12 protein-coding genes are annotated in these 13,424 nt (G+C 72.6%); 9 read left to right on the top strand and 3 right to left on the bottom strand.

The window, feature by feature from the left end:
* Positions 1–32: 32 nt before the first annotated feature.
* Genes EXE57_RS08085 through EXE57_RS08060 form a run of 6 tightly spaced genes read left to right on the top strand, consistent with a single transcriptional unit; the run spans position 33 to position 7,697 of the window.
* Positions 33–1,025: a LacI family DNA-binding transcriptional regulator gene (locus tag EXE57_RS08085; RefSeq protein ID WP_208543007.1), complete on the top strand. Its 993-nt coding sequence runs from the start codon at positions 33–35 to the stop codon at positions 1,023–1,025.
* 3 nt (positions 1,026–1,028) lie between these two features.
* Positions 1,029–2,306, top strand: coding sequence for a sugar ABC transporter substrate-binding protein (locus tag EXE57_RS08080; RefSeq protein WP_135076155.1), 1,278 nt, complete (start codon positions 1,029–1,031; stop codon positions 2,304–2,306).
* Position 2,307: 1 nt separating this feature from the next.
* On the top strand, positions 2,308–3,270 hold the full coding sequence (locus EXE57_RS08075; RefSeq protein ID WP_135076152.1) for a carbohydrate ABC transporter permease: 963 nt from the start codon (positions 2,308–2,310) through the stop codon (positions 3,268–3,270).
* 3 nt (positions 3,271–3,273) lie between these two features.
* Entirely contained in the window at positions 3,274–4,179 is a 906-nt protein-coding gene (locus EXE57_RS08070) for a carbohydrate ABC transporter permease (protein ID WP_135076149.1), read from the top strand.
* Positions 4,180–4,217: 38 nt separating this feature from the next.
* Positions 4,218–5,807 (top strand): glucoamylase family protein, encoded by a 1,590-nt coding sequence (locus tag EXE57_RS08065; RefSeq protein WP_135076147.1) that lies wholly within the window; start codon positions 4,218–4,220, stop codon positions 5,805–5,807.
* A gap of 39 nt (positions 5,808–5,846) precedes the next feature.
* Positions 5,847–7,697, top strand: coding sequence for a GH39 family glycosyl hydrolase (locus tag EXE57_RS08060; RefSeq protein ID WP_135076144.1), 1,851 nt, complete (start codon positions 5,847–5,849; stop codon positions 7,695–7,697).
* 53 nt (positions 7,698–7,750) lie between these two features.
* Here the strand turns inward: EXE57_RS08060 and EXE57_RS08055 are convergent, their stop codons facing one another.
* Complete coding sequence (locus tag EXE57_RS08055; protein WP_135076141.1) at positions 7,751–8,455, bottom strand: YwaF family protein; 705 nt, start codon at positions 8,453–8,455, stop codon at positions 7,751–7,753.
* Positions 8,456–8,537: 82 nt separating this feature from the next.
* Here EXE57_RS08055 and EXE57_RS08050 point away from each other — a divergent pair, with 82 nt between their 5' ends.
* Positions 8,538–9,779, top strand: coding sequence for an FAD-dependent oxidoreductase (locus tag EXE57_RS08050; protein WP_135076138.1), 1,242 nt, complete (start codon positions 8,538–8,540; stop codon positions 9,777–9,779).
* On the opposite strand, the gene EXE57_RS08045 is transcribed toward EXE57_RS08050, so the two are convergent.
* Positions 9,769–10,149: an SRPBCC family protein gene (locus EXE57_RS08045; RefSeq protein ID WP_135076135.1), complete on the bottom strand. Its 381-nt coding sequence runs from the start codon at positions 10,147–10,149 to the stop codon at positions 9,769–9,771. The genes EXE57_RS08050 and EXE57_RS08045 overlap by 11 nt on opposite strands.
* Positions 10,150–10,185: 36 nt before the next feature.
* Between EXE57_RS08045 and EXE57_RS08040 the strand changes: the two genes are divergently transcribed.
* Both EXE57_RS08040 and EXE57_RS08035 read left to right on the top strand, forming a co-directional pair.
* Positions 10,186–10,686: a mycothiol transferase gene (locus tag EXE57_RS08040; protein WP_135076132.1), complete on the top strand. Its 501-nt coding sequence runs from the start codon at positions 10,186–10,188 to the stop codon at positions 10,684–10,686.
* 9 nt (positions 10,687–10,695) lie between these two features.
* Positions 10,696–12,918 (top strand): alpha-glucosidase, encoded by a 2,223-nt coding sequence (locus EXE57_RS08035; RefSeq protein WP_135076130.1) that lies wholly within the window; start codon positions 10,696–10,698, stop codon positions 12,916–12,918.
* Here EXE57_RS08035 and EXE57_RS08030 read toward each other — a convergent pair whose 3' ends face one another.
* Positions 12,919–13,410, bottom strand: coding sequence for a TspO/MBR family protein (locus EXE57_RS08030; RefSeq protein WP_135076127.1), 492 nt, complete (start codon positions 13,408–13,410; stop codon positions 12,919–12,921). It abuts the gene before it with no gap.
* Between the last annotated feature and the right edge of the window lie 14 nt (positions 13,411–13,424).

The raw sequence follows: 13,424 nt of genomic DNA, 5'->3' as shown, positions 1-13,424 counted from the left end.
GTTACAGAAACCGGTTACAGAGAGGAGACCAGGTGCCGGCCACGATCCGCGACGTCGCCCGCCACGCGGGCGTCTCGATCGCCACGGTGTCCCGCGTCATGCGGCACTCCGGCGACGTGCGGGCCGACACCCGGGACAAGGTGATGGCCGCGGCCACCGAGCTCCGCTACACGCCGAGCCAGCTGGGACGGCAGCTCGCGGAGCGGCGCCACGCCGCCAACGGCATCGTCTTCCCCGACCTCTCCGGCCCCTACTACGCCGAGGTGGTGCTGGGCTACGAGGCCGTCGCCGCCGAGCTCGGCCGCTCCGTGCTGATCCTCTCCACCCACGGCCGCGCCGACGCCGACGGGGCGGTCCGCGAGACCGCCGGGCGCTGTGACGGGCTCGTCGTCCTCGGGCGGACGGTCAGCGACGCGGTCGTCGAGGACCTCGCCGAGGCCGGCGCCCGGGTCGTGCTCGTCGCCCGGCCCCCGATCGGCCAGGTCGACTCCGTCAACGCCGAGAACCGTGACGCCGCCGAAACCCTCGCCCGCCACCTGCTGGAGCAGGGCTGCCGCCGGATCGCCTTCGTCGGGGACCCCGACGTCTCGCCCGACGTCAACGAGCGGTGGCGCGGCGTCCGCGACGTGGTGTGGGACAGCGACACCAACGCCTTCGTCCAGCTGATCGCCGTGGAGAGCCTGCACGAGGCGGTCGGCGCCAGCGTCGCTCACGAGGCGGTGCGCAGCCACGAGCTCCCCGACGCCTTCGTCTGCGCCAACGACGAGCTCGCGCTCGGCCTGATGGGCGAGCTGGCCCGCTCCGGCATCGACGTCCCCGGCCAGGTCAAGGTCACCGGCTGGGACGACGTGATGGCCGCTCGCTACGCCGGCCTCACGACCGTGCGCCAGCCGATGCGCCAGCTCGGCGGCACCGCCGCCCGCCTGCTCGACGAGCAGATCTCGGGCTCCCGAACCGAACCCCGACACGAGCTCCTCCCCACGGAGCTCGTCATCCGCACCAGCACCACCCCCCGGAAAGGTTGAGAAATGAGACGGACCAGGACTTCGATCGCGGTGCTCGCCGCCGCCAGCCTCGCCCTCACGGCCTGCGGCCGCGAGGACAGCGCGGCCGGTGGCGAGGCCCAGAGCGAGGAGATCGCGAGCGGCGAGGCCACCGGCACCATCGACGTGTGGGCGATGGGCACCGAGGGGGAGGTGCTCGAGGACTTCTCGGCCGCCTTCGAGGAGGCCAACCCCGAGGCCGACGTCAAGGTGACCGCAGTGCCGTGGGAGTCGGCGTACGACAAGCTCTCCGGCGCGATCGCCAGCGGCGAGACCCCCGACGTCAGCCTGGTCGGCACCACGTGGATGGGTGAGTTCGCGCAGGCGGGCGGCCTGATGCCGACGCCGGAGAACCTCGTCGACGAGTCCGCCTTCTTCCCCGGCGCCTGGGAGTCCACCGAGGTGGGCGGCACGTCCTACGGCGTCCCGTGGTACGTCGAGACCCGCGTGCTCTACTACCGCACCGACCTGGCCGAGCAGGCCGGCTGGGACGAGGCGCCGCAGACCTGGGACGAGCTCAAGACGTTCGCCCAGGACCTGGAGAGCAAGGCGGGGGTCGAGTACGGCCTCAACCTGCAGCCCGGCCAGACCGGATCGTGGCAGACCGTGATGCCGTTCGCGTGGTCCAACGGCGCGACGCTGACCAACGAGGACGCCACCGAGTACACGATCGACAGCCCGGAGATGGCCGAGGCGCTCGACTACTACACCTCCTACTTCGACGAGGAGCTGAGCCCGACCCGGCTGCTCGACCCGGGCGAGCTCGAGACCGGCTTCGCCAAGGGCACCTACGGCGCCTTCATCTCCGGCCCCTGGCACACCGGCCTGGTCGAGGACGCCGGCGTCACCCAGGAGCAGTACACCGTGGCCCCGATGCCCGGCCCCGACGGCGCCCCCGGCAGCTCCTTCGTCGGTGGTGGCGACCTGGTCGTCTTCAACGACTCCGACAACGCCGACAACGCCTGGAAGTACGTGCAGTGGCTGAGCGAGGCCGAGACGCAGCAGGCCTTCTACGACGAGGTCGGCGACCTGCCGGCCGTGCAGGAGGCGTGGGAGACCGGCGAGCTCGCCGAGGACCCGCAGCTGCAGGTCTTCGGCCAGCAGCTCGAGAACGCCGAGTCCCCGCCGGCCGTCCCGACGTGGGAGCAGGTCGCGGGCTCGATCGACAGCATCGTCGAGCAGGCCTCGAAGGGCGACCTGCCCGGCGACGAGGCGGCCAGCCAGATGCAGTCCGAGGCGTCGTCGATCGGCACCGGACTCTGAGATGAGCACCACCCGTACCTCCCCTGCTCCGGCGACGACGTCCCCCGTGTCGTCGCCGGAGCGGGGGACCCCCACCCGGCACGTCGACCCGACGCGTCGCCAGCAGGCGATCGCTGCCTGGATCCTGGCGCTGCCGTTCATGGCGCTGTTCCTGGTCTTCACGGCCGGTCCGGTGCTCGCCAGCCTCGGCATGAGCTTCACCGACATGCGCAGCACCGACATGCGCAACCCGTTCGCCGTGGAGTTCGTCGGGCTGCAGAACTACCTCGACCTGCTGGCCGACCCGCTCTTCCGCAAGGTCACGGTCAACACCGCGCTCTACCTGGTGCTCGGCGTGCCGCTCACGATGGCCGTCGCGCTGGCGACCGCGGTCGGGCTCAACCGGATCACCCGGCTCAAGGGCTTCTTCCGGGTGAGCTTCTACCTCCCGGTCGTGACCAGCATCGTGGCCGTCTCGGTGGTCTGGAAGTTCCTGCTGCGTGACGAGGGCGGGCTGGTCAACACCGTGATCGGCTGGTTCGGCGTCGACGGCCCCGGCTGGCTCGACTCGACCACCACCGCCCTGCCGACGCTGGTCGTGATGGCCGTGTGGCGCAACTTCGGCACCCTGATGGTGATCTTCCTGGCCGCGCTCCAGACGGTCCCGCGCGAGCTGCTCGAGGCCGCGGAGACCGACGGCGCGTCCGGCTGGTCGCGGTTCCGCTACATCACCGTGCCCATGCTGCGGCCGGTGCTCCTCTTCGGCGCCGTGATCACCAGCATCGGCTACCTCCAGTTCTTCGAGGAGGCCTTCGTGATGACCAAGGGCGGTCCGCTGGACGCCACGAAGTCGATCACGTTCTTCACCTACGACCAGTGGGGTTACGGCAACTACGCGGTCGGCTCGGCCGCTGCCTACCTGCTGTTCGTCGCGATCATGCTCCTGACCTGGCTGCAGTTCCGGCTGCTCCGCGAGAAGGACTGACCCATGAGCCAGACACTCGACCCCGCCACCCCCACCGCCGCAGCCGCCGCGACCGACGTACCGAAGCAGAAGCGGCCGAAGTCCCGCGAGGGCAACATCCGCACCCCGGCCTGGCTCTACGGCGTGATGGCCGCCGGCCTGGTGCTCGTCGTGCTGCCCTTCGTGTGGATGGTGGTCTCGTCGTTCAAGCCCGAGTCGGAGGTCATGAGCGTGCCGCCGACCTGGTGGCCCGAGTCGGTGACCACGGAGAACTACAGCCAGCTGTTCAGCCGGATGGACTTCCCGACGTACTTCACCAACTCCGCGATCATCGCGGTCACCGTCGCCGCCGGGAACATGGTCTTCTGCTCGATGCTGGGCTACGCCCTGGCCAAGCTGGAGTTCCCGGGCAAGAAGATCGTCTTCGGCCTGGTGCTCGGCACGCTGATGGTGCCCGGCGTGGTCACCTTCATCCCGCTGTTCGTGCTCACCACCAACATCGGGCTGGCCAACTCGCTGCCAGGCATGATCCTGCCCTTCATCGCCGGGCCGTTCGGCGTCTTCCTGATGCGGCAGTACATCCTCAGCCTGCCCGACGAGCTGATCCAGGCCGCGCGCGTGGACGGCGCCGGCGAGCTGCGGATCTTCTTCTCGATCATCCTGCCGCTGTGCTGGCCGGCGCTCGCCACCCTCGGCGTGCTGACCTTCCTCACGTCCTGGAACAACTTCCTCTGGCCGCTGGTCATCGCCACGTCGGAGGAGAAGTACACCCTGCCGGTCGCCCTCGCGCTCTACGCCGTCGGCCAGAACGCCACGAAGTACGGCCTGCTGCTCGCCGGCTCGGTCGTGGTCGTGGTGCCGGTGCTCGTCGTGTTCCTCGTGCTGCAGCGACGGATCATGCAGGGCGTCGCCATGACCGGCATCAAGTAACCCCCCACCCCCAACCCCTCTCGGGAGAGGACACCACCATGCGCACTCGACGCACCCTGCTGGCCGCCCTGTCGGCCGGCGCACTCACCCTGTCGGCGGTCGCCGTCGCCGGGACCGCCCCGACCGCCGGAGCCGAGGGCCCTGCGGACACGCGGCCGGGGTCCCACCCGGCGAAGCCGAAGGGCGAGCTCGCGACGTACGCCCGCGACACCTGGCGCTCCTTCGACGCGATGACCGTGCCCCGCACCGGCCTGCCGGCCGACAACATCGCCGGCAACCTGCGCGCCGGGACGCGGAGCACGTTCACGTCGCCGACCAACATCGGCGCGTACCTCTGGAGCACCGTCGCCGCCCGCGACATCGGCCTGATCGGCAAGCGCGAGGCCCGCAAGCGGATGGCGCTCACGATCGAGACCGTCGGCAGGCTCGAGAAGCACGAGCCGAGCGGCCAGTTCTACAACTGGTACGACCCGAGGTCGCTGGAGAAGCTCACCGTCTGGCCCGAGAGCGGCGACGAGGTGCAGCCCTTCATGTCCAGCGTCGACAACGGGTGGCTCGCGACCGGGCTGCTGCTCGCCGCGCGCGCCGAGCCCGCGCTGGCCGACGAGGCCGACGCGATCCGCGAGGACATGGACTTCGGCTGCTACTACAACGAGGCCGAGGGCCAGGGCGGCCAGATCCGTGGCGGCTTCTGGGACGAGGACTTCGGCGACCCGGTTCGTGTCAAGGGCGACTACTGCGGCATGGGCGAGGACGTCTGGTACACCGGCCACCACTACGGCGCCTTCAACACCGAGCCGCGGATGGCCTCCTACCTCGGCATCGCCGAGGGCCAGATCCCCGCGAAGCACTACTTCGGCACCTTCCGCACCTTCCCCGGCGACACCTGCGACTGGTCCTGGACCGAGGCGCAGCCGACCGGCGAGTGGGCGACGTACGAGGGCGTCGAGGTGTACGAGGGTGCGCTCGACTACCGCGGCATGAAGATCGTCCCGACCTGGGGCGGCAGCATGTTCGAGGCGCTCATGGTGCCGCTGTTCGTGCCCGAGGAGACCTGGGGCGCGCGGTCGTGGGGCGTCAACCACCCCCTCTACGTGCAGGGCCAGATCGAGCACGGCCTGCAGGAGACCGACTACGGCTACTGGGGCTTCTCGCCCTCCAACAACCCCGCCGGCGGCTACCGCGAGTACGGCGTGGACGCGCTCGGCCTCGACGGCGCCGGCTACACCTCCGACCAGGAGCGGACCGACTGGGACCAGCCGTGGGAGGAGTGCGGCCGCGAGGGCGAGCCGGCCCCGACCGCTGCTGAGTACGGCGACGGCGTCGTCACCCCGCACGCCTCGTTCCTCGCCTACCGCTACGCGCCCGACGCGGCCCTGGAGAACCTGCGCAACCTGCGCCGGGACTTCGACGCCTACGGCAAGGGCGGCTTCTACGACGCGGTCGCCGTGGAGAGCGGCCAGGTCTCGCAGCGCTATCTGTCCCTCGACCAGGGCATGGTGATGGCCGCCCTCGGCAACGCGCTGGCCGGCGACGACATGCGCGACTACGTCGTTCCGGGCGGGCTGACCGAGCAGGTCAAGCCGCTGATGGAGCAAGAGGTCTTCTCGGCCGCTCCGCGCGGCTGACCGGCCTCCACCCCCCACCCCCACGACACGAGGAGAACCGTGACCACCGACGCACGCACCGACTGGGAGAACCGGATCGGCCTCCGCAGCGGCTCCACCGACGACCCGGCCTTCGGCGGCTCAGCGCCGCGGCTCGACCCGCCCGAGGGACTGGTCGCCGAGGCCGGCGGCTCGCAGGTGACGCTGCACTGGTCGCCGGTCGACGGCGCCATCGGCTACCAGGTCCACGTGGCCACCTCCGCGGACGGCCCGTTCGAGCCGCTCGACCACGCGGGCCGCGACGTGCTCGCGGTGCCGCACCCGCCGTACGTCGACACCACCTGCGCGCCGGGGGAGGAGCGGTTCTACGCCGTCTCCTCGCTCTCCGACGTGCACGTCGAGGGCCCGCTCTCGGCGCCGGTGTCGTGCGCGGCCGTGGCCGAGGCCGGGGCGGTCTCGGTCACCGTCGCCGCCGGGCAGGAGCTCGGCGAGCTCGCCCGCCCGTGGCGGCCGATGATCGGCAGCGAGCACCTCTCGCACGCCGTCTCGCCCGACACGACCGGGGGTCGGGTGATCGGCGAGGAGCTGTCGGCGGCGCTGCGGGCCGCCCACGTCGAGCTCGGCGTCAGCCACGTCCGCGCCCACGGGATCCTGTGCGACGACCTCGCCGTCTACCGCGAGGTCGACGGGGAACCGGTCCACGACTTCACCGGCGTCGACCGGGTCTACGACCACATCCGGTCGCTGGGGCTGTTCCCGGTCGTCGAGCTGTCGTTCATGCCACACGACCTGGCGGCCGACCCGACCGTGACGGTCTTCGACTACGACGCGATCGTGTCGCCGCCGAAGGACTGGGAGCGCTGGTACGAGCTGATCCGCGACCTGACCCAGCACCTCGTGGACCGCTACGGCGACGAGGTCGTCGAGCAGTGGTCGTTCGAGGTGTGGAACGAGGCCAACCTCGAGGTCTTCTGGTCCGGCACGCCCTCGGACTACCTCAAGCTCTACGACGTCACCGCAGCGGCCGTGCGCGCGGTCGACGAGCGGCTCGTGGTCGGCGGCCCGTCCTCGGCCGCGGCCGGCTGGGTCGAGGAGCTGCTCGCCCACGCCGAGGAGTCCGGGGCGCCGGTCGACTTCGTCTCGACCCACACCTACGGCTCGCCGCCGCTGGACTTCCGGCCGATGCTCGAGCGCCACGGCCGCGCCGGGACGCCGATCTGGTGGACCGAGTGGGGGGTGACGCCGACCCACTTCAACGAGGTCAGCGACGCCGTCTTCTCCGGCGTGTTCCTGGCCCGCGGCATGCTCTCCGCGATGGACCGGATCGAGTCCCTGTCCTACTGGGTGGTCTCCGACCACTTCGAGGAGCTCGGGCGGCCCCCGGCGCTGCTCCACGGCGGCTTCGGGCTGCGGACCGTCGGTGAGCTGCGCAAGCCCCGCTGGTGGGCGCTGGCCCTGCTCGAGCGGCTCGGCTCCACCCGGCTCGCCGTCTCCTACGACGGTGACGGCGCGGGCTCGCTGGTCGAGGCCGTCGCCGCGCGGGGTGCCGCCGACGAGGTGTCGGTCATGCTCTGGAACCTCACGCTCGACCAGACCAAGGCCGCCGGGTCCGACGCGCTCGCCCGCGAGGTGAGCGTCGAGGTGACCGGCCTCGCGCCGGGTGCGTCGTACGACCTGACGCACGTCCGCGTCGACGAGAACCACTCCAACGTGGCGTCGGTGTGGGGCGGCCTGCGCGAGGACGGCCAGGACTGGCCGACCGAGGAGCAGTGGCAGGTGCTGCGCGACGCCGACCGGCTCGAGGAGCTCGAGCCGGCGCGGACGGTGACTGCCTCGGACGAGGGTGTCGTGGTCGTGGAGACGGTGCTGCCCATGCCGTCGATGTCGCAGGTGGTGCTGACGCCGCGGTGATCGTGGGGGTGTCGGCTGGCGTCGGTCTCCCCGCCTGAGCGGGGAAGCCGACATCACCCCGCGCCCCCCCCGCCCCGCACCCACGGCCAGGTCGCGAGCGCCCAGGCCGCGACGATGATCGCGATCTCGAGCAGCACGTACCAAGGCCAGGGGCCGAGCAGGTCCAGGGCGGAGGCGGCGGACGGCTTGCGGTTGAGGAAGCCGTAGTTGGTCCCGGCCAGCACGTTGAGGGTGAAGACCGCGGCCGCCCACCCGGCGGTCGCGAGCACGGCGACCCGGAACGTGCGCCAGTCGGGCGTCACGCCGCGGCCCCAGACGAGGTAGATCGCCGCCCACACCGTCCCGACGTGCATCCCCCAGAACAGCAGGAAGATGGGGTCGGGGAAGGCCGAGTCGAGGTCGGGCGTGAGGATCGCCTGCGTGGTCAGCGTCAGCCCCCAGTAGTAGGTGAGGCCGACCGCCCAGCGCCGGTGCGTCCACAGCGCGTACGCCGACACGAACGACGCCAGGTCGCAGAGCTGGATCGGCAGCGTCTTCTGGACGTTCCAGTAGTCGGGCGTGAAGTAGAGGACCTGCAGCGGCAGGGTCGTCGCCAGCATCGCGACCGCCATCGCCCTGCCGAGCCGGTCGGCCGGGTCGCGCCCGCGGAGCCGACGACCCACCACGACCAGGACGACCGCGCCGACGACGAGCACCACCAGCGCGCCCACGTGGGAGGCGTCGTACGGCGTGAACGCGGCGGCGAGCGGGAGGACCACGCCACCATCATGCGGCTGCGGCACCGGCGGCGGCTGAGTACGCGCACCCGGTCGTGTCGGGAGGGTCGGCTAGGTTGGCGGCATGCCGCTGCCCACCCGCGCCGACGTGGTCGTCGTCGGTGCCGGGCTCGCCGGCCTGGCGGCCGCCGTACGTCTCCAGGAGCGCGGCGTCGACGCGATCCTCGTCGAGGCGGCCGACGCGGTGGGCGGCCGGGTGCGCACCGACGTCGTCGACGACTTCCGGCTCGACCGGGGGTTCCAGCTCCTCAACCCGGCCTACCCCGAGGCACAGCGTGTCCTCGACCTCGACGCGCTCGACCTGCGCGCCTTCGACCCCGGGCTCGCGGTCGCCTACGACGGCCGCCGCTACGTCCTCGGCGACCCGCGCCGGATGCCCGCCACGCTCCCGGTCGACCTGACGGCGCCGGTCGGCTCGGTGCGCGAGAAGGTCTCCTTCGGCGCCTGGGCCGCCCAGCTCGGCATCGGGTCCGCCGACTCGATCCGCGCCTCGGCCGACCGCCCGCTGCTCGAGGAGCTCCGGGCCCGCGGCCTCGACGGGGCGCTCACCGAGCGGGTGCTGCGACCCTTCCTCTCCGGGGTGCTCGGCGAGACCGAGCTCGCCTCGTCGCAACGGATGGCGTCCTTCCTGCTGCGCTCCTTCGCCCGCGGCAACCCCTCCGTCCCGGCCGCCGGGATGCAGGCCATGCCCGACCAGCTCGCTGCCCGGCTGGTCGCGGGCACGCTCCACCTCGGCGTCCGTGCGGGCCCGGTGACCAGCGGGGGCGTCGACACCGATGCCGGCCGGGTCGCGGCCCGCGCGGTGGTCGTCGCGACGGACCCGGTGATGGCCTTCGAGCTGGGGGCCGTGCCGGCGACGCCGATGCGGTCGCTGACGACGTGGTGGTTCGCCACCGACGTCCCGCCGACGGAGCGGCCGCTGCTCCACGTCGACGGCGAGCAGCGTGGTCCGCTCGCCAACGCCGTGGTCATGACCAACGCCGCGCCCTCCTACGCCCCGGCCGGCGGGGTGCTGGTCGGCGCGACGGCGGTGGGGGTGCACCGTGACGCCGCGGAGGCGGCCCGCCGCCATGCCGGCCATCTGTTCGGTGCCGACAGCACCCGCTGGTCGCTGCTGCGCACCGACGTCATCGAGGGGGCGCTGCCCGCCCACCCGGCCGGTCAGCCGCTGGCCCGCCGGGTCGACCTCGGCGACGGGCTCTTCGTCGCCGGTGACCACCGTGCCACCCCGTCGATCCAGGGTGCGCTCGTCTCGGGGCGCCGGGTCGCCGACGCGGTGGGCGCCGACCTGGGCGTCAGGGTCTGACGAGGCGCCGCAGCGCCATCCGCGCGATCGGGGCGTACGGCGCGGCCAGCGGGCCGGGCACCTCGATCCGCAGCCAGGCCCTGCTGCCCGCGGGCGCCGGGTCGACACCGTGCTCCATCACGACCGAGACCACGCCGATGCCGACCTGCCAGCTCCAGCGCCGCGCACCCTCGTCGACGGCGAGCACCGTGTAGGGGAGACGCAGCGGGAACGGGCCCCGCACCCAGCCGCGGTCGCCGGCCCGGACCGGGTCGTGCGCGCCGGAGACGCCGCGGACCTGCGGGGCCCACGACGACCAGAGCGAGGCGTGCGTGTAGCGCTCCCACACCTCCGCCGGGGACAGCGGGCCCTCGGCGTCGACCTTCTGCACGCTGCCAGCCTGCCACGACCGACGTACGGTCGTCCCATGGACGCCCAGGACCTGCTCGAGGACTCCTTCACCCGGATCCGTGATCTCTACGCCGCCCACGCCGAGGGACTCGACGACCGCACGTTGCACCACCGACCCGACGGGGCCGGCAACTCCGTCGGCTGGCTGCTGTGGCACCTCGCGCGGGTCCAGGACGACCACGTCGCCCACCTCGCGGGCAGCCCGCAGCGGTGGGAGCAGTGGCAGGAGCGGTTCGGGCTGCCCAACGGGCCGGAGGACATCGGCTTCGGCCACACCAGCGAGCAGGTCGACGCCGTACGGATCACCGACCCGGCGCTGCTCGTGGGCTACCACGCCGACGTCGACGCCCTCACGCGCGACTACCTCGCCCGCGTCGACGCGGCCGAGCTCGACCGGGTGGTCGACCGGCGGTGGGACCCGCCGGTGACCGCGGGGGCGCGGCTGGTGAGCATCCAGGGCGACTGCCTGCAGCACCTCGGGCAGGTCGGCTACGTGTTGGGGCTGCTCACCACCTAGCCTGCCGCCGTGACCCGCTGGCTGCGCCGTATCGCGCTGGGTGCCCTCGCCCTCCTGCTGATCGCTGCGGCGGCCGTCGTCGGCTACTCCTTCACCCTCCCTGAGGACGAGCTCGAGGTCGTCGAGCCGGCAGCTCTGGTGGTCGAGCAGGGCGTCGAGGGGACCCTGGCGACGGGCGGTGTCGAGGTCACCCTCGGTCCCTCCGGGCTGACGCTGGTCGAGGACGGCCGGATCGTCTGGGAGAGCCCCGATGGTGAGGCGTTCCTCGCGGCGGCCCGCGGCGAGGTGGCCGTCGAGGAGCACCGCGGCTACTTCTTCACCGAGGTGCGCCACGATGCCGAGTGGACCGAGCAACGGATCACCGGGATGCGGGCGGTCGTCGACGGCGTGCTCCTGGAGGGCACGCTCCACGGGGAGGCCGACCAGGTCCGGTGGAGCGCCCGCATCCGGGAGCGGCCCGACGGCGGCGCGCTGCTGCAGGTCGAGGTGCCCGACGCCGACGCGGTCGTGCTCAGCTCCGGGCGTTCCGAGGGTGCCGGCGTCCACGGCTTCGGCGAGCAGTTCAGCGACTTCGACCTCGACGACCGGCTGCTGCCGATCATCGTCCGCGAGCAGGGCGTGGGCCGGGGCGAGCAGCCGCTCAGCGTCCTGGCCGACCTCACCAACCGCTCCGCCGCCGGCGACGCGACCACGACGTACGCCGCCTGGGCCTCGTGGGTGACCGAGGACCTGCGCGGCGTCGCCCTCGTCGCGGACCGGCCTGCCTCCCACGCCGTCGCGGTCGCGGACACCCGCGACGACGAGCGGGTCGCGCTCGAGGTGTGGGCGCCCACCCTGGACGCGGAGCTGACGGCGGGGGACAGCCCGGCCGACCTGGTCGCGGAGCGCCAGGTCGGAGCGCCGACGCTGCCGGGCTGGACCCAGGAGGGCGCGATCGTGGGCATGCAGGGAGGCACCGAGGAGGTACGGCGTCGCGTCGCCGACCTGCGCGCCTCCGGCGCGGAGGTCTCCGGCGTGTGGCTCCAGGACTGGACCGGGCAGCGGACGACGTCGTTCGGCGAGCGGCTGTGGTGGACCTGGCAGCTGGACCGCGAGCGCTACCCGGCCTGGGAGCGGCTGGTCGCCGACCTGGCCGACGAGGGCATCACCGTCACGACGTACGTCAACCCGTTCCTCGTCGACGCCGGACCGAAGCACGACCCCGGCATCCGCAACCTCTTCGCCGAGGCGCGCGACGCCGGCCACCTGGTCGAGCGGCCTGACGGGTCGCCGTACCTCCTGGACCAGGGCGGCTTCGACGCGGCGCTCGTCGACCTGACCGACCCGGCGGCGCGGGACTGGTTCGTCGAGGTCATCGCCGAGGAGGTGCTGGGCGCGGGAGTGGGCGGGTTCATGGCCGACTTCGGGGAGGGGCTGCCCTTCGATGCGCGGCTCCACGCCGGTGACGCACGGCTGGCGCACAACGCGTGGCCGGGGCTGTGGGCGGAGACCGTCCGCGAGGCGTGCGAGCGGGCAGCGCGGCCCGACTGCGTGACCTGGTTCCGGAGCGGGTCGCTCGGGATGGGCGAGGACGCGTCGCTGTTCTGGAACGGCGACCAGCTGGTCGACTTCGGCGCGGAGGACGGGCTGCGTTCCGCGCTGCTGGGCACCTTCTCCGCCGGCGTCTCGGGCTGGCCGCTGGTCCACTCCGACATCGGCGGCTACACCTCGGTCGACGCGGTCGTGACCGACTACGTCCGCACCGACGAGCTGCTGAAGCGGTGGACCGAGCTGGCGGCGTTCGGCGTCGTGATGCGCACCCACGAGGGCAACCGTCCCGACGACAACGTCCAGGTCCACGACGACGAGCAGCGGGCGCACTTCGGCCGGATGACGCGGGTCTTCGCGGCGCTGGCGCCCTACCGGCGCGCGGTGCTCACGCAGGCGACCGAGGAGGGCCTCCCGGCAATCCGCCACGGGTGGCTGGTGGCCCCGGGCAGCGACGCTGCCGAGGTGGACACCCAGTTCTTCCTCGGCGACGCGTTGCTGGTCGCGCCCGTCCTCGACGCGACGACGGGGCGGGTGGAGGTCACCTTCCCACCCGGCGAGTGGCGCCACCTGATCACGGGGAAGGCCTACGAGGAGGGGACGACCGAGGTCGAGGCCCTCGTGGGCCGGCCGGCGGCCTTCGTGCGGACCGACCACCCGCTGGCCGACGCGCTCACGCGCGACGTCGGCGCCCTCTTCGACTGATCAGTTGAGCCACCAGATCGCCGCGTTGAGGGCCGTCGCGAAGCACACCCACGCGAGGTAGGGGACCAGCAGCCACGCGGCGAGCCGTGAGACTCGGGCACTGAGCACGATCGTCGCCCCGACGGCGCCGACGAGCGCCACGATGTCGACCAGCGCCCACCCGTACTGCCCAGCGCCGAAGAACAGCGGTGTCCACGCGAGGTTGAGCGCGAGCTGGACGACCCACAGCGTCGAGGCGGGGCCCCACCCTGCCGCTCTCCAGACCAGCCACCCCGACACCGCGATCATCACGTAGAGCACCGTCCACACCGGCCCGAACAGCCACGAGGGCGGGGCGAAGGGAGGGAGCTCCAGGGCCCGGTACGTCGACCCGGCCGACCCGGCGGCCAGGCCGCCGACGACGGCGACGACGGCCACGGCCACGAGGAACCCCACGAGCCCGAGGAGCGCCGGCGTACGTCGGTCGGGACGGGTCGACACGGATGCGGTCATGTCGGCCAGTCTGC

Origin of the sequence: Nocardioides euryhalodurans (assembly GCF_004564375.1) — a bacterium.
Taxonomy (GTDB): Bacteria; Actinomycetota; Actinomycetes; order Propionibacteriales; family Nocardioidaceae; genus Nocardioides; species Nocardioides euryhalodurans.
The sequence above is the reverse complement of the archived record's forward strand: the minus strand, read 5'-3'. Positions and strand labels throughout refer to the sequence as shown.

Bases quoted from the DNA above. Each gene is read 5' to 3' on its own strand.
- EXE57_RS08080 (WP_135076155.1), top strand. From the start codon at position 1,029: ATGAGACGGACCAGGACTTCGATCGCGGTGCTCGCCGCCGCCAGCCTC.
- EXE57_RS08075 (WP_135076152.1), top strand. From the start codon at position 2,308: ATGAGCACCACCCGTACCTCCCCTGCTCCGGCGACGACGTCCCCCGTG.
- EXE57_RS08070 (WP_135076149.1), top strand. From the start codon at position 3,274: ATGAGCCAGACACTCGACCCCGCCACCCCCACCGCCGCAGCCGCCGCG.
- EXE57_RS08065 (WP_135076147.1), top strand. From the start codon at position 4,218: ATGCGCACTCGACGCACCCTGCTGGCCGCCCTGTCGGCCGGCGCACTC.
- EXE57_RS08050 (WP_135076138.1), top strand. From the start codon at position 8,538: ATGCCGCTGCCCACCCGCGCCGACGTGGTCGTCGTCGGTGCCGGGCTC.
- EXE57_RS08040 (WP_135076132.1), top strand. From the start codon at position 10,186: ATGGACGCCCAGGACCTGCTCGAGGACTCCTTCACCCGGATCCGTGAT.
- EXE57_RS08030 (WP_135076127.1), bottom strand. From the start codon at position 13,410: ATGACCGCATCCGTGTCGACCCGTCCCGACCGACGTACGCCGGCGCTC.